A 20,120-nucleotide genomic window follows, 5' to 3' on the forward strand; every position below is an offset into this window, starting at 1 on the left:
ATCGCTTGATGCCCCCTTCCGCAGGGCTCGGGCCTGACGGAGTCCAACTGCTTCTGCCTTCGCCGATCAGCAGTGCACAGCCGGGATGCTGCAGTGGACGAGGACGTTCGGATGCTCCCGTTGATTGTTCTGAACCGCGATGGAATTTGCCGCCCTCGCCTCGTCATTGCAGTACGTTCGGACCATCGCTCGAACGTTCCTGACGGGGACGCTTTCGCGCACCCTCGAGAGCGCCTCCCTCTTTTCGCGGGAGCGCCGCTTAGGAGGAGCATCAGCGGACACCTGGACTTGACGCCCGTCGGCAGGGCCTAAGCGCAGGGCCGTCGAGCGCCGGGGAGCGAACCGTTCGCCGACATCTCGAAAACATCTAGCAGGATGGCCAGCCCCACGCCGCATGCGGTCAGGATGAGCCCCGCCATAAAGATGCGGTTAGCGCGCTCGTAAATGGGTCGGCGCAGCGAAGTCATGTCGAGCAGCATGGACAGCGCCCGCATCTGCAACCCGATGCCGAACAGGATCGGCAGAACGGCGACCAGGTCGTAAAATCCCCACGGCATGGGATTGGCAGCCCAATGCGTGATGAAGCCGAGCGAAAAGGCAAGCAAGATCCCCACGACGGTGATGGTACCGTTGCGAAAAATCGTCTCGATCTGCTCTTTCTCCGGATCGTTCTCGTCCAACGGCCTCCCTCCATCAGCCGCAGCAGGTGTATGCGCGGTTATGATTCAGCTCTGGCCAGTCCCTGTACATCGCCGCCGATTAAGTCAAGACCGAGGACCCAGCGCCGGGCGTCGCTGCCGTCGCTTTCCTCGACGGTGTCGTCACCCTCTTCGTCCATACCCCTAGCTGGTAGCGCAGTCGGTGCTTGATCGAGAAGCGTTCTTATATCCTAGAACGAGCGCATTTTTATCAACCGACTTTAGGTCGGGCGGGCTAAAAGTCTGCGCCGCCGCCGCGATCTGGAGGTCCACGCTTCTCGGGTGGACCTTTTACGAGACGCTTGGTGCATCGTGCAAATGCTGTTTCGCCAGTGCGCCTGCCCGGCCCTTTATCAAGTTGGCATTCGATGCTCGTTCTGTCGTCTTCCCAGGCAAGCGGACGTCCCGGATGTTGACCCAGGGAACCCTATCTCCGCGAAATGGTCGTGAATGTTGGGTAAGTCAGAAGCAGATAGATCCTCGCGAGGGGTCGTCGCGCCCGAGGTAGCGCGCAGAAACTTTCGCTATCCACTCCAAGTTTGTGTCTGGGACCAGCGTGGGAGGCTGCTGGTATTGGTCCCAGGCGCAGCGGTGCTCATTACAGAGACGTTGACCACTCTCCTCCGGCTGCAATGCTTGATATGAAGCGATGACTCCTTGACTGCCGACTTCAGCCGGAGCGGATAAGGCACGAAGCGTGTGGTGGTCAGTAGGCGGTGGGATACACTGGTACCTCTCGACTCTTGACCGGCTAGATGGCAGCAGAGATGGCTGCGGCTTGTGTCGGCGAAATGACCAAAAAGCATTTCTTGGCCGCGTGGGGATGAACACCCGGCGTCCTTCGCTCGACGTCGGCAATGGCCAGCACCGCCGCCGACTTTGGCTGCGTCGTGAGCCATCGGCCTTTGGGCTGTAGGCGATGCAGACCCGCCGGAAGGCCGAATAAAATGGCCACCGATCACAGGTGAAATAATGACACGCATATCCATCGCCGAAGAACTTGAAAGCGCCGCCAACGGCATCGCCGACATGTCGCGGGCGGATCTGCAGATTACCCTTCGGCGCGCGGCGCTGATGCTCCGGAACGTCGCCGGCGTGCCTCTTGAGCCAGCGACAGACGATGCGTTGAACTCGATTGCCGCCGAAATGAAAGTTACCCGCTCGGAACTCATTGGCATCATCGTTCGCGAGTGGCTGGAAACGAACGCATATCTGCCCGTTCGGATGGTCGACGAGGAAAGCGAAACGGACGGCAGCGCCTAGCCTGTAAATCCTTCTTGCCGGCGTGATCTTGGCTCCCCCAACGGGATGATGCTGGCCATGCTTTTACCACCCGCCCGAAGTTGTTAGGGTCCGCTCGATTCGGGCGTCAACAGCCCGGATGGCAGAAGAAGGAAATCTCCATGACTTCGAGCGTAGCATTGGTCTGGTATCTGGTAATCGCCGGACCAGGGGGAGGAATGACCGTTCTTCCCAGCACCTTCGACAAGCGCGAACAGTGCACGGCAGCCCTTACCGAATATCAGAAGCAACCAACTCCGGCGGGCTGGTTACTACAATGCGTGCCGAGCGCCTCGCCTTTCACCGATAGTGGCTCGGACGATTAGCCATCGCTTAGCCCCGTGAGCTTTGGGCAGGTCTCTTGGGGTGCGCGTTGGCTGGCCTCGCCGCTCAAGTCTCGTTCTTCGGGCGGTGGCGCCTCGGCCGCCGCCCGCCGTGGCGCTGTTCCAGGCGGTTCAGGCTGTCCACAATGACACGACGGTTGTTCTCGATCCGGATCACGCCGTCCATTCTCAGTCTGGTCAGCTCACGGCTCACCGTCTCGTCTCGAATTCCAAGGAAATCAGAGATCTCGGCACGCGTCAGCGGCAGATCGAAGCACGCCGACCCGGCCCGGCCCCCACGGGAATCGATATTGCGGGCGATCAAGAGAAGAAAGCTCGCCACCTTCTCGGGTGCGGTCTTGCATCCCAGGGTCACCATCCATTCGCGAGCCTCGTCGAGCTCGTTTAGCGTCTGCTTGAACAGGCGATGCTGGAGCTCGGGTGATTGCTTCATCATTTGTTCGACGGCCGCTCTCGGAAAGGAGCACAGAGAGACAGCTGTTGCCGCTTCCGCATTGATCGCACTTTTCACCTTGAACGGCTGTCCCAGAAAATCCGGCGCGAACTGGAGGCCGACGATCTGCTGGCGGCCGTCCGAAAGGCTCTTCGTCAGCTTCACAACGCCCGAAAGCAGGTTTGAATAGCTGTCGACGGCCTCGGCGTCACCCATCAGCTCGACCCCAGCTTCGATCCTGTGCCGCGACGACGTCTTGGCGAGCCGGGCCAAGTGATCTGGATGCAGCGCGCCGCAGACGCCGCGGTGCCGTGCCTGGCAAGACAGGCAATAAAAGGGAATATCGGAACTGCGGATGTCCTGCCGTGCTGTCATTTTGATCGCTCTCCCGATCTGATCGCCCTCCCGGTCCCAAGCGCCGGCAGGATAACAATCCACGGTAGAAAAATCGTTGCGGCAGTTTGTCGTTCCGCAGCCTGATCGAAATCAGGGCTTGGGCGCATATTAGCGTCCAGAGTCCCGGCGACGCAAAAAAATGGACCACGACATGCGACCCGAGCTAGCTGCCAAACTTGGCGAGAACGTCCCGCGCTATACCAGTTACCCGAGCGCGCCGCATTTCCATCCGGGCATCGATGCGGTCGTTTACCGCGACTGGCTGGAGGCGCTCGAAGGCGGTGGCGAGCTATCGCTTTACCTGCATATCCCTTATTGCGACAGGCTCTGCTGGTTCTGCGCGTGCCATACCAAACAGACGCGCCACTATGAGCCGCTGGCCGCTTATCTGCGTTCGCTGCATGCGGAGATCATGATAGTTGGCGGCCTTGTCAGCGGCAAGGGTTGTCGAGTTCGCGCGGTTCATCTGGGCGGCGGTTCGCCGACGATGCTGAAGCCGCAGGATATGGTGACCTTGGGAGCGGTGCTGCGGGACAATTTCGATTTTTTCAACAATGTAAAGATCAGCGTCGAAATCGATCCGAACGATATGGACGAAGGCCGCCTCGACGCGCTTGCCAAAATAGGCATGACGCGGGCAAGCCTCGGCGTGCAGGATTTCGATCCGAAAGTGCAAAAGGCGATCAACCGTGAGCAGAGCTTTTTGCAGACCAAGGCAGTTGTCGATGGCATTCGCTCCCGCGGAGTGGATTCCGTGAACCTTGATCTGCTCTATGGCCTGCCGCATCAAACCAGGCAGAGCCTGTGTTCCACCGTGGCGCGGGCGCTCACGCTGGGACCGGACAGGATGGCGCTGTTCGGCTACGCTCACGTGCCTTGGTTTAAGAAACATCAGACGATGATCGACGAGGCATGGCTCCCCGGACCGACGGAGCGACTCGCTCAATCGCGACTAGCCGCGCGAGCGATTGTGGGCAAGGGGTACGAATCAATTGGGCTTGACCATTTCGCGAAGCCCGGCGATGCGCTGGCTTTAGCGGCACGCGCGGGGGCTTTGCATCGCAATTTTCAAGGCTATACGGAGGATCGTTGCGAGACCTTGATCGGACTTGGCCCGTCGTCGATCAGCCGGTTTCGCCAAGGCTACGTGCAGAACACGACTTCGACCGGCGAGTACGGCCGCATGATCGCAGACGGCGGGTTGACGGCTGTGCGCGGCATCGTGCTCTCGGACGACGATCGAGTCAGGGGCTGGATAATCGAGCGGTTGATGTGCGATTTCGCCTTTTCAGCGGTCGACCTGGTGGAGAGCTTTGGGAAAGCCGGCCAAAAGCTCCTTCTTCAGTCAAGCTCCATCGCCCTTAACGATCCTGCTGGACTGCTTGAACTGCGAGGCGACAAGTTCGTCGTTCCGGCGGAAAATCGTCCCTTCGTGAGGAGCATTGCGGTGAAGTTTGACAAATATTTCGAAGGCAGAGCCGCCAAGCACTCAGCGGCGGTCTGATTATTTCAGCGTAAGACCGGGCCATCGCTTGTGATGAATTGCCAAGCCGTTCCCCCAGTACAGGATGTTGCGGTGGCTCATGGTTATTTTGGTGCTGATACCCAGCTGACGGTTCCTCTGTGACGGCTTAGCGCCCTGCCCGAACGGCGTCACGCGAGCTCCGCGAAGGCGCGGCCGCCGTGGCCGAGATGATGGTATCCACGGCCTCGACGTCGAGCGAGGAGGAGCGAGGCTGAGTCCGGCACCGGGTTGAACGACATTGGACACGACCAGGCCGACCATAAGGCGAGCGTCCAGTAGGCGCGTAAATAGATCATCGCCTTGCCGGCAACCCGGCCTCCGTTCTGGAGATCGTTCATACCGGCGATCCCCGTCACAACAGTTGAAGCGAGGTGGTTCCGACCTTCGCTGGCTTCCATCGCGGTGCTTCGGTCGAGTGTCGCTCGAAGGCGGTCGACGCAAGTTCTTTGCGAGGCTGCGATCAGAACACCTTGATGGTCGAAATCTTGCCATGGCTGTGCCCGGAGGTTGTCGTCCGAGCATGCGTTGGCTAGACGCCTCTCTTATTGCCCCAGAGCATGACGTGCAGCTGTGGCAACACGCGGGCCTCGAACCATCTGTCGCGGGTCACGCGATCAACCAGCCAGTCCATGCGTTTCATTATTCCGTCAAGGTCGACAGCTGCGTCTTCATTTCCGGGGCGTGGTGGTGTGTGGTTGCCGGGTTGCAGATAGATTGGAAGCCGCGGAAATCTAACGGCGACGTCTTTCGCGTAGGCATAGTCACGTTCGTTGAAAATGACGAGCTTGAGCACGACCTGCGGCTTGTCCTGCGCCGCCTGGAGGCAGGCCTCGATAGCAGCCCAATCGGTCGTCATGTCGCTTGACGGCGGTTTCGGGCTGAGGACCAGCACGTCAAGATCGGCAAACCATTCCCTGACCACGGAACCTTGCGTTTCCAACGCAAAACGGTAGCCCTCGTCATGGCCTCGGTTGATAAGCGCACCGAAGGGCTGGATAGCCGGATTGCCGCCTGACAGCGACACCATCGACGGATGGCCGCCGGAAAGCGCGACCACGTTTTGCCACACCGCGCCAGTGGACATCATTTCCCATTCATGTCGGAATTGATTGTCCACCGCATGCAGGCTGTCGCACCAGGAACAGCGATAATCACACCCGCCGGTTCTGACGAAGACCGTCGGCAGGCCGATCAGCACGCCCTCGCCCTGGATTGTCGGCCCGAAAATCTCACTCACGCGGATTGCGGGATGGGCATCGGTCATGGCCGGAACTCCGCCCATGTTTTCGGCGTTTCGCTCACCCGCACGGCCGAGGTTTCGGGCAGGCGTCCCTTGCACCAGTCGTAAAAATGTCGGGCTAGATATTCGGCCGTGACTTGCTCATGCCCCAGCACGTCATTGAGATGTCGGTGGTCGAAGCTCTCGTCGATATAGCGTTTGAAAGGCGCCAGGTCGTGATAGTCGCGCACGAAGCCGTTCTCGTTCAATTCCTTCGCGGAAAGCTCCACTTCGACGATGTAGTTATGCCCGTGCAGGCGCGCGCACTGGTGGTCAGGCGGCAAGGACGTGAGCTGATGCGAGGCCGAGAAGTGGAATTCCTTGGTGATGCGGAACATTACACGCTGCTCCTGCGCAGCGCGTCGAGCCAGAAGTCGGCGTCCTCATAGTCGGTGGGGTCCGGGTGCCTGGAGAGATGAAACGCCTCGCGCCGCTCGACGCAGGTTCCGCACCGTCCACAGTGACGCTCGCCGCCCTTGTAGCAGGACCAGGTCTGCGCAAATGGCGTGCCGTGTCTTGCTCCATCCTCTACGATGTCCGCCTTCGAGAGATTCACATAAGGCGTATAAAGGCGAATGTTTGCGTAGCCGTCGAGCGCGTGGTCTTGCATGATCTGGAAAGTCTCGATGAACGCCGGACGGCAGTCCGGATAGATGAAATGATCCCCACCATGCACGGCCGTCGCCACCGCGTCAGCGTGGCGCGCGGCGGCGAAGCCGAAGGCGATGGCCAACATGATGGCGTTCCGGTTCGGTACCACCGTAACCTTCATCGTATCTTCGGCGTAATGCCCGTCGGGCACGTCCACATTATCGGTCAGCGCGGAGCCGGAAAGGCCGCGGCCGATGTCGCGGATGTCGATGATGCGGTGCAGGACGTTGAGGCGCTCCGCGCAAAGACCGGCAAAGCCCAATTCCTTGCTGTGCCGTTGGCCGTAATCGAAAGATAGCAGGCCGGCGAGTTCTTGCTCCGCTGACACCTTGTGAGCAAGGGAAACGGAGTCCAATCCGCCGGAGCAGACGACAAGAGTCTTCATCGTTGGGGGTTCCTGTTTTGACCGGGTAGGCTGCGACCGGAGATTTCTCTGCACTCCCATTACTTGGGAGAGTCTCGTTTGTGAACGAGGCCGAGTCTGATGCGCTGATGTGCCGCTGCAAATAGATCGCTCTCAGGCGGACTGAGCCTGCAACGAAGCCGAACGTCATTACCATCCGGCGCGCTTCGCTTTCACCGCTCAAACAATTGATAACGCCCCCGCCGCGTCAGATGGGCCATCTGCTTAGCCTCAGCCACATCAACTTCAACACTTCTTCGCGTTTAAGCGCCTTCGGCCGTATAGCTTCCGACACCGCGACGCCCTGCACCACGTATGAACGTCGCCTTCCCGGCCCGCGCCGAATGGACAACCTCCAGGAAGCTCACAACTACTTATGCGAACGCGACTGGTTGCGCATGTGGCAACATGTGGCGGAAAACGCCGGACGGTGTACGCCGATTATTCCCGGATGGTGCTATTGAATTTGCCTACGAGGCACTGGTTTCGGCCTGGGAAAAGCTGTTCCGGGAATCCTTCGAACTCAGCGAATAACCGGCTCGCCGTGGAAGCGTCGGCGCGAGGGCGGTGAAACGCCGAAGCCGACTTCCATCATCAGCCGCGGCGTGTGTGTCGGCACGGTACCCATGTGGAAGCCGAATGGATCCTCGACGAAGCCAAGCCCCGCCTCTCCAGTAAGCGTCACGGGGCTTTGCTCCCCATAGACGTCCAAAATCTCTTTCGCGGGGTGGCCGACGAGAAGCGTCAGCTGGTGCTTGAGCGCGCGCCGCCTGTGGCTGCCGCGGACATAGACATGCGGACCGGTACCTTCGTCGACCGGCAGTAGATAGAAGAAGAACTTCAACATGCGCCAGTCATCGAGGTCGAAGTGATATTTGTTGAGCGATGCCAGGTTTTTGTCGGCGTCGGAGGCCTGGCCGGTGGGGAAGCTCCACCAGACGCGCGTGGTAATCAGTTTTGCCTGGCCGCCGAGATAGTGCGCAGCGATATCCATCAGCAGCGGATCGTTTTGGACGGCGAGTGCCGCCTTGCAGTCGAGGATGCGCTCGAAATAATGGCCGCTCAGCAGGGGACGGCCGAACCGAGCCTCAGCCTCCGCATGCTCCGTCGGCAGGAATTCGAGGCGCCGATCGAAATTGCCAAAGCAAGGTGTGCACCGCACGAAAGCTGCAATCGACTCATGGATAGATTTCGGCAAAACGAGTCCGGAAAAGAACCCGTCGGACTGCAGCGCATCGACAACCTCCTGGCGATCGACGTGGATGAACATCGTATCCTGTGCTTTCTGCGACGCTCGAACAGGCTTTGCACCGCGCCAGTGCATTCTCCGTGCCGGCATGGTGCGGGCGAGCACGAACATGGGCAGCCACGCTGGATTTTCGCGAAGATCCGACAGGTAGGTCGGAATGCGTACGGCTATTCGGCGTAGCACGCTGCCGTTTCGCGCGATCGATTCGAGGCTTGCAGCGCCGGCTTTGTCGGTACTCGTAACGGTCATCAGGATCCTCAGGTGTGAATGCACTATCAACGAAGCATTGGTCTCGTTGCTTCGTTCCGTATTACCCAAACCCGAATCCCGCAGCGGAAGAACTAACTGCGCTTCAAAGTTTGTGCAACGCACAATTACCTCGCCAGCAAATGCGGCCGGGTCCTTGCGTGTCGAAATAAGTCGAAGCTGTCATCGTAACTAAATCAGAAACTGCTTATAGCCGCCGCCCATCAGGTGGCGGCCACGTTGGATGGCACGACGAACCCGGTCGCGAAGATGACCGCCCGGATGAGCCCAATCTTGTTCGACACGCGCTGGCCCGAACAGGGCAATTGCGATCTCCTGATGGGAGGCTCCCGCGAGCGAGCCGTCTAACGCCTGGAGCACGACACTCAAACGCATTCCGCGGGGTTCCGGCGGAAAGCAAGCGGCTGCCAGGCGGCCGCTTGCATCGATGTCGTTCAGGAACCGAAGGGCGGCGACATGGAACTTCAAGTGCCGCGGCGGCACGATTGCGTCCACAAATAGCCGTAACGGGTGCAGAACCGAGGCGCCGGAAACCGCGATCTGCAGAGCCCGGCAGTCCTGCCTCAGCAATACGTGCTGCAAACCGGCTGGGGTCAGCAGGATGTCCTTGCGGCATGACAGCGAAGCAAGATCAAGCGGTTGAAAATCGTGGTTGAGCCCAACCGTCTCCGCTCTCGCCCGCAGAATGCGGGCGCAGTCGCGCGGATCCCAAAAGACCCTTGCCGAGGCGGCGTCCAATTGTGGGTCGTCCGCGAAAGAGGAGGCTCCAATGGCTGAGGAAAGATGATCCACTCGTCAACTCGACTATCTTGGTATCGGCGCGGGGTCCCTCAATCGTGCCCGGCGGTGCGATTTCGGCGTGCTCGCGCTGGAATAGCGGATTGCGCCGAAGAAATTCCCAGGCCCAGGCAGTCCGGGGCAGTCGACTGGCATAGTGGTAGGCTTGGTGGCGACGCCAGTCCGGCCAGCATGCACGACCGACCGTCGCCTCCCCGAGCAGACGAGCATTGTTCACGGCCCAGATTCCGTAATGGTCGCTATGCCGACTGGCCTAAGACCGGTTGCCACAGGACCGGCCCGCTCAGACGTCCCCTGAGGCGGATGCGCAAAAGGTTCGCGTGGGAAATTTCGAGAAATCCGGCCACCGCCTGCGTTTTGCCGACGGGCTTCGGTGGTGCGATGCGCGACAATGGCCACGTCGCGCGGCGCAGGATCCGTTCCATGCGCGTATCGGTCACCGTTACTATCTGGGTGAGATGCTTGGCCAAGCCGAACTCGAGCATGCCGGCGAAGAGCTCGTAGGTTGCTTGGGCCAGCCCGCCGGCGGAGTTGGGCGCTGACGCGGGAAGATCGAGCGCAAAACGACTGCTTTCCCATATGTCGGGCGTCGAGGGCACGGCGTCAGCATCCAGCAGCGCTGGGAACGTATCGCGCAACATTGTGGGTCCTGTGCTGGGCAAAAGACGCACGCAACCGCGAATTCGCCAATCGGATCCCTTGAGAAGCAGATAGACAGGCCTCTGGGCATCAAACGCGTCGATTTCCATTTGGTCTTTGGTCTCAACGTCCCAATCGAGCCTTTCCTTGAACACCCGATGCCTCAGTCCGTGCATCTCGTTGAGCTCGCTGGCGAACTCGCCGTAAAGTTCTGGCGTTATCAGCTGCATCATGGTCGCCTCCGTGCGGGATGTACTGCGTCATCGAAGGGCAAAGCTGACCGCGAAGCAGCCTGTAGACGTTTACAGCTATCGTGGCCGAAGATTTAGGATCTCGCCTGGCCGGAGGCGGCCAGCCGTGCAACGGCCTGGTTGGTCGTTCGAACGCCAAGCTTTGCTTTGGCGTTTTCGAGATGGAAGGTCGCGGTGCGCTTTGAAACGCCTAGGAGCTGGCTGATATCCCAAGCCGACTTGCCGCGCGCCGCCCATTTCAGGCACTCGAACTCTCGTGGGGTGAGCGTCACACCATCCACCACGCGATCGTCGGCGAGCCTAGCCCGGGCATGGATGTGAAAGTTGATGGCCATTAGCTGCAAGGCTTTTTCGTAGCGTGCCAGTGACCGCAAAAGAGGCGGACAAGACTCGTCCGAAGCAAGGGTCAGGGCAGCAAACCGGCCGCGATGATCATGCATGGATATCGTCAGCCCGCCGCGAATGCCAATCTCAGCCGCGCTTTCCAGAATTCTTTGCTGCGAAATCGGCAAACACTGCCGACCCCGCTCCACACCCCAATGAAAGGTATCCCAGCCCTGCAGCCCACGCAGGATGACCGGATCAAGACGGTCATATTTCTGTTGCAGATAATGGGATGTCCAGGAGGAAGGATAATTCGAGATCAATCGCGGCGCGCCCGCGGACACCGTCGGGTAACTGAAGTAGGCGAAGAGCGGAAAATCGAAGCCGGCAGCGGCGGCCACCATCGCCTCACGGAGATCGACAGCATCAACACTTGCTGACAGTTGCTCGACAAAGTTTTCAAACAGGCGATGCATTGCGCTTTGCATGACCTCCGTATGAATGTCGCTCGATGTCGGACAGAGGCTTGAATTACAGGATCGCGAACCGGTGCAGCGCGCGCGATCCTTTCACCATCATCACCGTGATTACGTCTTGCTTCTGAGCGAAGAAATGGTTCGGAGGCGCGACAGCGCTCGGCTGGCGAGAGCAGGACATTGCGCGATGACGGTGCAAGACCGTCGGCTTCGCGGACTCTTGGACAGGCAAGGATGGTACTTGGAAATTCAGATCACGGGCCATACCAGCGCCTGTCTGCAGGAAGAGCTTGGCGAGAGCTGTCGCCATGTCATCAAGGTGCCGCACAGCCCTTTCTGACCCGGGCCCCCGCGGTGAAGCCTGGCACGGTCATGACAATCGGCAGGCTCATGGCGCTTCTTTGCTTCTTGTGACGCCGGCTTCGGCGCCCGTGGGTGGATCGATAAAGACGTGCTCGGCAGCGGGGAAGCGCCGCTTGCGCACCTCGTCCGCGTAGGCCGCGATCGCGGCGCCGGCCTGATCGCCGATTTCTGCGTAGCGCTTGACGAATTTCGGCCTGAACGAGCAGAACAGGCCGAGCATGTCGTCACTGACCAGGATCTGGCCGTCGCACACCAGTGAGGCTCCGATGCCGATAGTGGGGATTTCAATCTCGCCGGTGATCAGCCGCGCGAGCTGCTCTGGAATCTTTTCAAGCACGACGCAGAAGGCGCCCGCTTGCGCGACCGATATCGCGTCGCGCCTGATCCGCTCGGCGTCCTCTCCCCTGCCCTGCACGCGGTAGCCGCCGATAGCGTTGACAGCCTGCGGCGTCAGGCCGATATGGGCCATGACAGGAATGCCACGAGCCGTGAGGAAACGGATAGTAGCAGCCATCGCCTCGCCCCCCTCCAGCTTGATAGCCGCGCAGTCGGTCTCAGCCATCAGGCGAGCCGCGTTGCGGAACGCCTGCTCGGGGCTCTCCTCGTAGGAACCGAACGGCAGATCAACGACCATCAGCGCCCGCTCAAGGCCACGGCGCACTGCCTTGGCGTGCATTATCATCATCTCGAGCGTGACGCCGAGCGTGGAAGGCAGGCCGTGCAGCACCATGCCGACGCTGTCGCCGACAAGAACGATGTCGCAATGTCGATCGACCAGCTTTGCAATCGGCGTCGTATAGGCCGTGAGGCAGACGAGCGGGACACCACCCTTACGCGCCCGAATATCGGGCGGTGTAATCGCTTTTGAAATACCAGCTGTGCTCAACGCATGCCTCCTTCCCTAACGTGACCCACCGCAGATGTCGCGTTTGGAACGTTTTTGCGCAAGTGCGCAGAGCTAAAAACTGACCGTGCAGCTGCGCGGTGTTGACGTGCAGACACGCGCGCTTAAGTTAAATCGATTCAGGCGCTCCGAGCCTGACCAACCACTTTCGCGAACATGGACGATCAGGCAAAAGGAACCACGAAAGACCGAACCACTGTCAAGGCCGACGAAGCCAAAGTGGATCTGATCGCCTTTGTCGTCGCCGTAAGCGACAATGAACCCTGTGTCCTCACTATCGGGCAGGCGGACACACTGCCTTCCGGACCATTTGCGCTTGAGCACCGATCGCTGCAAGCGGGTTTGAGGGGCTGGGTCGAGCAGCAGACCGGCCATCCGCTGGGCTACATTGAGCAGCTCTACACCTTCGCCGATCGGGACCGCGCCGGCGCCGAGCGCCGGCAGCGCGCCATCTCCATCAGCTATCTCGCACTGACCCGCAAGGAACAGGCAGCGGGCTCGGCCAAGTGCGGATGGCGAAGCTGGTATGAATATTTTCCGTGGGAAGACCATCGCTCCGGCACCCCGCCTGTGGTGCTGGACGTGCTGAGACCGCGCCTGATTGAATGGGCAGAGAGCATCGGCGACGCAGCCGTGAAACATGAACGACGGCGACGGGTAGCGATAGCCTTCGGGTTAGACGGGCGGCATTGGAACGAGGAACTTACGCTTCAACGCTATGAGTTGGTTTACGAAGCAGGCCTGGTCCAAGAGGCTGGAAGCGGACCCGACGCGACGCTGTCTTCGCTTGTGCCCAGCAAGTCCATGGTGGCCGATCATCGCCGCATCGTGGCGACGGGCATTGCGCGACTTCGCTCCAAGATCAAATACCGGCCGGTCGTCTTTGAACTGATGCCGCAGTATTTCACTCTGCTGCAGCTGCAACGAACCGTCGAAGCGCTCGTCGGCAGGCTGATCAACAAGCCGAACTTTCGTCGCCTGATAGAACAGCAGGAGCTGGTCGAGGAGACTGGCGAGACTTCGGTCGACACGGGCGGGCGCCCGGCAAGGCTCTATCGCTTCCGCCACGCGGTCCTCGACGAAACGGCGATAGTCGGCACAAAATTGCCGGTCGCCAAGGGTTGACACGCTTATAGTCAACGTGGATATATACCCCTTATAGTCAAATGGATTATAATTGGGGGCGCCGATGATGAGCGGGGCGTTATCTTCGGCGGCGTCTCTGTATCGGCGCGTCTGGCGCGTCATCCCACCCGGGGAATGGGCGGTTTTCAGCCCGGACATCGAGGCCATTCTGGCGCTGAAGCGCGAGCGCAACGCGATCATCCTGGCGCACAATTATCAGACGCCTGAGATCTTCCATTGCGTGGCCGATATCGTCGGCGACAGCTTGGCGCTGGCCCGCAAGGCTGCGACGGTCGAGGCGCAAGTCATCGTGCTGGCCGGCGTGCATTTCATGGCCGAAACGGCCAAGCTGCTTAATCCGGACAAGACGGTGCTCATTCCAGATCTAGACGCCGGCTGCTCGCTGGCTGATTCGATCACGGCACAAGACGTACGCTTGATGCGCCAGCGTTATCCCGGCGTGCCGATCGTCACCTATGTCAACACGTCGGCTGAAGTGAAAGCCGAGTCGGATATCTGCTGCACCTCGGGCAACGCCAAGGCGGTCGTCGAATCCCTTGGCGTTGACCGGGTGATTATGTTGCCGGACGAATATCTGGCCCACAATATCGCCGCCCAGACCGACGTCGAGATCATCGCCTGGAAAGGCCATTGCGAGGTGCATGAGCGCTTCACACCGGCCGATATCCGCGAGCTGCGCGAAAACCATCCTGGCGTGACGGTGCTAGCCCATCCTGAATGTCCGCCCGACGTTGTGGCCGAAGCCGACTTTTCGGGTTCGACCGCAGCCATGTCCGACTATGTCGAACGGCAAAAGCCGCCCCGCGTCGTGCTGATGACGGAGTGCTCAATGAGCGACAACGTCGCGTTAGCGCATCCAGAAGTCGACTTCATCCGGGCCTGCAATTTGTGCCCGCACATGAAGCGGATCACTCTCGCCAACATCCGCATGGCGCTTGAGCAGAACCGCCATGTCGTCACCATCGAGCCCAGCATCGCTGGGCGCGCGCGGCTCGCGGTCGAACGGATGCTGGCAATTTGAACGCCTGTGTCCGCAGCTTCTTTGGGCGGCCCATCATCATCGGCGGTGGCATCGCCGGACTGATGACTGCGCTTCAACTAGCGCCGGAGCCGGTGCTTCTTCTGTCCAGGACGCTACTGGGAGCTGACTCTTCAAGCACCTCGGCTCAGGGGGGGTTGGCCGCAAGTTTGGGCCAAGACGACGATCCGGAACTGCATTTGGCCGATACGCTTGCCGCCGGGGGTGGTCTATGCGACACAGATATGGCGAGCCGCATCCTCCGAGCCGCGCCCAGCGCAATCGAGGGGCTTGCGTGCTTTGGGGTTCCCTTCGACCGTACGCCAAAGGGATCGCTGTGCCTCGGCTTGGAGGCCGCGCACAGCCGGCGTCGCATCGTTCATGCGCATGGTGACGGCAGCGGGCGTGAGATCATGCGTGCGCTGATCGCGGCCGTGCGCTCAACTCCCTCGATTGTCGTCGTTGAGGGCGTGGAAGCGCGTCGTCTGGCTGTCAGGGACAATGCGATACAAGGCGTCTGGGCGAGCTGTTCGTTAGGACCCGTCTTCTTCGGCTCACGGCGGGTCGTCCTTGCCACCGGTGGGATCGGCGGGCTGTTTTTCGACACCACCAATCCTTCGGGCAGTTGCGGACAGGGCCTGGCGCTTGCGGCCCGCGCGGGAGCTGTCCTTGCCGACGTCGAGTTCATCCAGTTTCACCCGACCGCGCTTGATGGCCCCGAACGCCCTATGGCGCTGGTCAGCGAGGCTGTCCGCGGCGAAGGTGCTACCCTGATCGATGAGACAGGTCGGCGCTTCCTCGATGGCGTGCCGGGCGCCGAACTCGCGCCACGGGACATCGTCGCACGCGCGGTCTGGAGCCACTTGGCAGATGGTCATCAAGTCTTCCTCGACGCACGGCAACAACCTGGCCCGAAATTTGTTCGACAGTTCCCGACAATAGCATCTGCCTGCCGTGGATACGGCATCAATCCCGTGCGCGATCTCATTCCCATTCGTCCTGCTCAGCACTATCACATGGGCGGCGTCGCCGTGGACGGCTCGGGTAAGACGTCGGTCGAGGGGTTGTGGGCCTGTGGCGAAGCCGCCTCGACCGGACTGCATGGCGCTAACAGGCTCGCCAGCAATTCCTTGACGGAGGCCGTCGTGTGCGCGCGTTGGGTCGCTGAAAGCGTGGCCGGAACGCCTGCTCGCAGAACAAGGCCACTGTTTGCGGGCGGTTACCCGTCACCCGATCCGGCACCCGCGCGTCCTTTCGTGTCGCGCGCACTCGGCATCGTGCGCAACGGCGAAGCCTTGAAAGCAGCCGCACACGCGCTGTTGTCGCTCGCTGAAAACCAGGACGCGGCATCGGATGCGGCGGTTGTGGGTCTGATGATTACTATTTCCGCCTTGCGGCGCCGAGAGAGCCGCGGCGCTCATTACCGCGAGGATTTTCCCCATCCCGCAGCTGTTGCGCGACGCTCCGAGATCACCCTCGAAGCCGCCTTGGCCGCAGCGCGGGAACTAGCACACTCGCCAACGCTGGAAAGTGCCACCTGATGGGCCTGTCACCGCTTCCCGCAATGATGCTCGAGCCGCTGGTACGCTCAGCCCTCCTCGAAGACCTTGGCAGAGCCGGTGACGTGACCACCGAGGCGACCGTAGCGAAATATCACCACGCCACAACCGTGCTGGCGGCTCGCGAGCGAGGGGTTGTCGCCGGGCTCGATCTGGTGAGCCTCGCCTTCAAGTTGATCGACCAAAATATCAAGCTAGATGTGAACCGAGCAGACGGCAGCAAAGTTGCTCAAGGGGAGATCATTGCCTCGGTGAGTGGCCGGACCCGGGCCATTCTTACTGCTGAGCGGACGGCGCTGAATTTCTTGTGCCATTTGAGCGGCATTGCCACGGCAACCGCTTCTCTTGTCGCAGCGGTTCGCGAGCACCGCGCCAAGATCACCTGCACGCGCAAGACGACGCCCGGGTTGCGGGTTGTCGAAAAATACGCGGTGCGTGCTGGCGGCGGTGCCAATCACCGCTTCGGCCTCGACGACGCCGTCCTGATCAAGGACAACCACATCGCGGCTGCCGGCGGCATCCGCCCCGCCATCAAGTGCGCGAGAAAGAGCGTAGGCCATCTCGTCAAGATCGAAGTCGAGGTCGACACGCTGGCCCAGTTGGAAGAAGCCCTTTCGCTCGCCCCAGACGCTGTCCTGCTCGACAACATGCCGGTCGATGAGCTTCGCCAGGCGGTGGCCATGGTTGCCGGCCGGGCGATCACGGAGGCGTCGGGCCGGATCACCGCCTCAACCGCGCCTGTCATCGCGGCCACTGGCGTCGACCTGATGTCCATCGGGTGGCTGACCCATAGCGCGCCAATTCTCGACATCGGACTGGACTATTACTCGCCGTGATCCGCCACCAAACGATCGGTTATCGACAGTTATTCGACGCGGCATCAAGCGGGCGAAGAAGCCAGGGCAAGCGAAGCTAAGAAACAGGACGGATATGCACGACACCAATCCGACTAACGCGACGCCACGGAGACAATGCGCTGATGGCGGGATGTGGACCCTGGAAAAGGCTCGGGCACTTCACGACGCACCGTTCAACAATCTGCTCTTCCTGGCGCAAACCGTTCACCGGCAGAATTTCGATCCTAACAAAGTTCAGCTCAGCCGGCTGCTCAGCATCAAGACAGGTGGTTGCCCGGAAGATTGCGGCTATTGCAGCCAGTCGGCGCATCACGAAACCGGCCTGAAAGCCTCGAAGCTGATGGACCTTGAGCGCGTCATCGCAGAGGCGACCAAGGCGCGTGACGCCGGCGCCACCCGCTATTGCATGGGCGCGGCCTGGCGCAATCCCAAGCCGCGCGACATGGATGCGGTGGTGGCCATGGTCGAAGGCGTCAAGGCGCTCGGCATGGAAACGTGCATGACGCTGGGCATGCTCGATCGTGAGCAGGCCATTAGACTGAAGCAGGCAGGGCTGGACTACTATAACCACAACATAGATACCTCGGAACGCTACTACGGCGAGGTGATCAGCACACGCAGCTTTGCCGATCGGCTTGAGACACTTGAGAACGTGCGCCAATCCGGCATCAAGGTCTGCTGCGGCGGCATCGTCGGCATGGGTGAGGAGCCGATGGATCGCATTGACATGCTCGTCACTCTTGCCAACTTGCCGGAACATCCCGAGAGCGTTCCAATCAACATGCTTATCCCAATCGCGGGCACCCCGCTTGCCGACGCCAGGCAGATCGATCCGATCGAATTTGTGCGCGTGATTGCGATGGCGCGCATCATGATGCCGAAATCGCATGTCCGCCTTTCCGCCGGGCGCACCGGCATGACCGACGAGATGCAGGCGCTGTGCTTTTTTGCCGGCGCCAATTCGATCTTCGTCGGCGAAACGCTGCTCACCGCCGACAATCCAGGCGAGGACAAGGACACGCTGCTGTTCCGGCGTCTCGGCATCGAGCCGATGGAACTTGAGGCGCAATGAACGGGGCACCGCTGGCGCGCTACGAGGCAACCCTGCAGGGGCTGGCGCGCAGGGACCGGCTGCGGCAGCTTGCGCCGCGCGCCGGTCTCGACTTCTCGTCGAACGACTATCTTGGGCTTGCGGGCAGCAAAAGGCTCGGCGACGCGGTCGCGGCCGCCATTGCCCGCGGCACACCGGTCGGCGCCACAGGATCGCGGCTGCTGCGCGGCAACGCGCCCGAGCATGAGGAACTAGAGGCAGAGGCGGCAACGTTCTTCGGGGCCGAATGCGCGCTGTTCTTCGGCGGCGGCTACATCGCCAACTTTGCCCTGCTGACAGCCCTGCCGCAGAAGGGCGACCTTTTGGTCCTCGACGAGCTCGCCCATGCCAGCATGCATGAGGGGGCGCAGGCCGGACGCGCCGAGTTCAAGCTGGCAGCGCATAGCGACGTCGATGCTGTCGAGGCTGCGATCACCCGCTGGCGCGCAGACGGCGGCATGGGGCGCGCCTGGATCGCGGTCGAGAGTCTCTACAGCATGGATGGCGACTATGCGCCGCTAGAAAGTCTGGTCGCGCTGGCAGATCGGCGCGAGGCCTTCATCCTCGTCGACGAAGCCCATGCCACCGGCGTCTGGGGACCGGACGGTCGGGGGCTGGCCGCCGCATTCGAGGGCCGCGACAACATCGTCGCGCTCCACACATGCGGCAAGGCGCTCGGCGTGTCCGGTGCGCTGGTTACAGCGCCGCAAACGCTGTGCAACTATCTCGTCAACCGGTGCCGGCCATTCATCTACGCCACCGCGCCATCGCCGCTGATGGCGGTGGCTGTGCGCGAAGCGATTGCCATGCTGTCCGACGAGCCGACGCGCCGTGCTCAGCTGCGTGAACGTATAGCTCTCACGGGCCAGCAATTGGCTGAGCGCTGTGGCGTGACGCCGAGCGGCTCGCAGATTCAGCCCGTCGTTATCGGCGATGTCGGGCGGACCATGGCGGTGGCAGCAGAACTGCAGGCGCGCGGTTTCGACATCCGCGGCATTCGTCCGCCGACCGTGCCCGAGGGCACATCGCGGCTGCGCATTTCGCTGACGCTCAACGTCGAAGAGGCCGACATTTGCGCCATGGTCGAGGCGCTCGTCGAGGCGTTGGCCCAAACGCGACCGGAGGCGATATGATCCAACGCGTCGTCATCACCGGAACGGACACCGGAATTGGCAAGACCGTCTTTGCGGCCGGGCTCGCCGGCCAGCTCGACGGCTTCTATTGGAAACCGGTGCAATCGGGTCTCGACGACGAGACCGACAGCGAGGTCGTTGTGCGGCTTGCCGACCTGCCGTCGGAGCGCGTGCTGCCGGAAGCCTACCGCTTACGGAGCCCGCTGTCGCCGCATCGTTCGGCTGAGATCGACGGTATCGCGATAAAGGCTGCCGATCTTACCTTTCCCGTCCTGCCGACGCCGCTGGTCATCGAGGGCGCGGGTGGGCTTATGGTGCCACTCAACCGGCGCACAACCTTCATCGACATCTTCGCTGAGTGGAAGCTGCCGGTCATTTTGTGTGCCCGCACCACACTCGGCACGATAAACCACACGCTGCTGTCGATCGAGGCGCTGCGGGTCCGCTCCATCCCACTCCTCGGCGTCGTTTTCATCGGCGAGGAAATGGCGGATAGCCAAAGGACGATCGTTGAGCTGGGAGGCGTGCGCCAGCTTGGCAGGTTGCCACACCTTGACCCGCTAACGCGTGAAACGTTGAGAGAGGCGATAGTTGCCGGCTTCGACCTTGACCTGATTGCCGAAGGCGAATGATGTCACAGTCACCGGTCTGGCATCCCTTCACCCAGCATGCGCTTGAGCCGGTGATCCCTGAAATCGTCCGGACGGAGGGCGCCTACCTCCACAAGGCGGACGGCTCCCGCATCCTGGACGCAATTTCCTCCTGGTGGGTCGTCACCCATGGCCATCGCCATCCCCGCATCATGAAGGCCATCGAGACGACCGCGTCGAGCCTCGACCAGATCATCTTCGCCGGCTTCACCCACGAGCCGGCCGAACGGCTGGCCAAGGCGCTTGTCGGCCTCGCGCCGCCCGACCTCGACCGGGTGTTCTACTCCGACAGCGGCTCAACCGCCGTCGAGGTCGCGCTGAAGATGGCGCTCGGCTATTTCCGCAACATCGACGCGCCACGCTCGCGCCTCGTCGTCATGGAACAC

Annotated in this window: 22 protein-coding genes and 2 pseudogenes; 11 read left to right on the top strand and 13 right to left on the bottom strand. The window is 61.2% G+C overall.

Annotated features, from left to right (window positions below; translation table 11 throughout):
* Positions 1-308 precede the first annotated feature (308 nt).
* A complete protein-coding gene (locus tag AC0YKC_RS32445; protein ID WP_488514019.1) occupies positions 309-680 on the bottom strand; it encodes a hypothetical protein in 372 nt (123 codons plus the stop codon).
* Positions 681-1,670: 990 nt separating this feature from the next.
* Here AC0YKC_RS32445 and AC0YKC_RS32450 point away from each other — a divergent pair.
* On the top strand, positions 1,671-1,961 hold the full coding sequence (locus tag AC0YKC_RS32450) for a hypothetical protein (protein WP_488514020.1): 291 nt from the start codon (positions 1,671-1,673) through the stop codon (positions 1,959-1,961).
* 140 nt (positions 1,962-2,101) lie between these two features.
* On the top strand, positions 2,102-2,305 hold the full coding sequence (locus AC0YKC_RS32455) for a hypothetical protein (RefSeq protein ID WP_488514021.1): 204 nt from the start codon (positions 2,102-2,104) through the stop codon (positions 2,303-2,305).
* Between the two features lie 64 nt (positions 2,306-2,369).
* On the opposite strand, the gene AC0YKC_RS32460 is transcribed toward AC0YKC_RS32455, so the two are convergent.
* Positions 2,370-3,131 carry a Crp/Fnr family transcriptional regulator gene (locus tag AC0YKC_RS32460; RefSeq protein ID WP_488514022.1) on the bottom strand — a complete coding sequence of 254 codons (762 nt, stop codon included), beginning with the start codon at positions 3,129-3,131 and terminating at the stop codon, positions 2,370-2,372.
* 172 nt (positions 3,132-3,303) lie between these two features.
* Between AC0YKC_RS32460 and hemN the strand changes: the two genes are divergently transcribed.
* A complete protein-coding gene (hemN, locus tag AC0YKC_RS32465) occupies positions 3,304-4,656 on the top strand; it encodes an oxygen-independent coproporphyrinogen III oxidase (protein WP_488514039.1) in 1,353 nt (450 codons plus the stop codon).
* Between the two features lie 222 nt (positions 4,657-4,878).
* Here hemN and AC0YKC_RS32470 read toward each other — a convergent pair.
* The 11 genes and pseudogenes from AC0YKC_RS32470 to panB all read right to left on the bottom strand — a co-directional run.
* Positions 4,879-5,039 (bottom strand): annotated as a pseudogene (locus AC0YKC_RS32470) (cation:dicarboxylate symporter family transporter); the annotation flags it as partial.
* 167 nt (positions 5,040-5,206) lie between these two features.
* Positions 5,207-5,941 (bottom strand): 7-carboxy-7-deazaguanine synthase QueE, encoded by a 735-nt coding sequence (gene queE, locus AC0YKC_RS32475; protein WP_488514023.1) that lies wholly within the window; start codon positions 5,939-5,941, stop codon positions 5,207-5,209.
* Complete coding sequence (gene queD / locus AC0YKC_RS32480; RefSeq protein WP_488514024.1) at positions 5,938-6,294, bottom strand: 6-carboxytetrahydropterin synthase QueD; 357 nt, start codon at positions 6,292-6,294, stop codon at positions 5,938-5,940. Before queD ends, queE begins: the two co-directional genes overlap by 4 nt.
* Positions 6,294-6,992 carry a 7-cyano-7-deazaguanine synthase QueC gene (queC, locus tag AC0YKC_RS32485; RefSeq protein WP_488514025.1) on the bottom strand — a complete coding sequence of 233 codons (699 nt, stop codon included), beginning with the start codon at positions 6,990-6,992 and terminating at the stop codon, positions 6,294-6,296. Before queC ends, queD begins: the two co-directional genes overlap by 1 nt.
* 541 nt (positions 6,993-7,533) lie before the next feature.
* Complete coding sequence (locus AC0YKC_RS32490) at positions 7,534-8,508, bottom strand: hypothetical protein (RefSeq protein ID WP_488514040.1); 975 nt, start codon at positions 8,506-8,508, stop codon at positions 7,534-7,536.
* Between the two features lie 189 nt (positions 8,509-8,697).
* Positions 8,698-9,264: a DUF2285 domain-containing protein gene (locus AC0YKC_RS32495; protein WP_488514026.1), complete on the bottom strand. Its 567-nt coding sequence runs from the start codon at positions 9,262-9,264 to the stop codon at positions 8,698-8,700.
* Positions 9,158-9,541 (bottom strand): transcriptional regulator domain-containing protein, encoded by a 384-nt coding sequence (locus AC0YKC_RS32500; RefSeq protein WP_488514027.1) that lies wholly within the window; start codon positions 9,539-9,541, stop codon positions 9,158-9,160. The genes AC0YKC_RS32495 and AC0YKC_RS32500 overlap by 107 nt, the downstream gene beginning before the upstream one ends.
* 22 nt (positions 9,542-9,563) lie before the next feature.
* Complete coding sequence (locus AC0YKC_RS32505; protein WP_488514028.1) at positions 9,564-10,196, bottom strand: acyl-homoserine-lactone synthase; 633 nt, start codon at positions 10,194-10,196, stop codon at positions 9,564-9,566.
* A 92-nt stretch (positions 10,197-10,288) separates the two neighbouring features.
* On the bottom strand, positions 10,289-11,014 hold the full coding sequence (locus AC0YKC_RS32510; RefSeq protein ID WP_488514029.1) for a LuxR family transcriptional regulator: 726 nt from the start codon (positions 11,012-11,014) through the stop codon (positions 10,289-10,291).
* 191 nt (positions 11,015-11,205) lie between these two features.
* Positions 11,206-11,250, bottom strand: a pseudogene (locus AC0YKC_RS32515) (hypothetical protein); the annotation flags it as partial.
* Between the two features lie 152 nt (positions 11,251-11,402).
* Entirely contained in the window at positions 11,403-12,263 is an 861-nt protein-coding gene (gene panB / locus AC0YKC_RS32520; protein WP_488514030.1) for a 3-methyl-2-oxobutanoate hydroxymethyltransferase, read from the bottom strand.
* Between the two features lie 174 nt (positions 12,264-12,437).
* On the opposite strand from panB, the gene AC0YKC_RS32525 reads away from it, so the two are divergent.
* The 8 genes from AC0YKC_RS32525 to AC0YKC_RS32560 form a co-directional block, all read left to right on the top strand.
* On the top strand, positions 12,438-13,406 hold the full coding sequence (locus AC0YKC_RS32525) for an NUDIX hydrolase (RefSeq protein WP_488514031.1): 969 nt from the start codon (positions 12,438-12,440) through the stop codon (positions 13,404-13,406).
* A 67-nt stretch (positions 13,407-13,473) separates the two neighbouring features.
* Entirely contained in the window at positions 13,474-14,448 is a 975-nt protein-coding gene (gene nadA / locus AC0YKC_RS32530; RefSeq protein ID WP_488514041.1) for a quinolinate synthase NadA, read from the top strand.
* Positions 14,445-15,986, top strand: coding sequence for an L-aspartate oxidase (locus AC0YKC_RS32535; protein WP_488514032.1), 1,542 nt, complete (start codon positions 14,445-14,447; stop codon positions 15,984-15,986). Before nadA ends, AC0YKC_RS32535 begins: the two co-directional genes overlap by 4 nt.
* A complete protein-coding gene (nadC, locus tag AC0YKC_RS32540) occupies positions 15,986-16,840 on the top strand; it encodes a carboxylating nicotinate-nucleotide diphosphorylase (protein ID WP_488514033.1) in 855 nt (284 codons plus the stop codon). Before AC0YKC_RS32535 ends, nadC begins: the two co-directional genes overlap by 1 nt.
* Positions 16,841-16,991: 151 nt before the next feature.
* Complete coding sequence (bioB, locus tag AC0YKC_RS32545; RefSeq protein WP_488514034.1) at positions 16,992-17,933, top strand: biotin synthase BioB; 942 nt, start codon at positions 16,992-16,994, stop codon at positions 17,931-17,933.
* Positions 17,930-19,084, top strand: a complete 1,155-nt coding sequence (locus AC0YKC_RS32550) for an 8-amino-7-oxononanoate synthase (RefSeq protein WP_488514035.1) — start codon at positions 17,930-17,932, stop codon at positions 19,082-19,084. Before bioB ends, AC0YKC_RS32550 begins: the two co-directional genes overlap by 4 nt.
* Complete coding sequence (bioD, locus tag AC0YKC_RS32555; protein WP_488514036.1) at positions 19,081-19,716, top strand: dethiobiotin synthase; 636 nt, start codon at positions 19,081-19,083, stop codon at positions 19,714-19,716. The genes AC0YKC_RS32550 and bioD overlap by 4 nt, the downstream gene beginning before the upstream one ends.
* On the top strand, positions 19,716-20,120 hold a 405-nt coding region (locus AC0YKC_RS32560; RefSeq protein WP_488514037.1), incomplete at its 3' end, for an aminotransferase class III-fold pyridoxal phosphate-dependent enzyme. The genes bioD and AC0YKC_RS32560, both read left to right, overlap by 1 nt.

This window comes from Mesorhizobium sp. CNPSo 4661 (assembly GCF_057784215.1).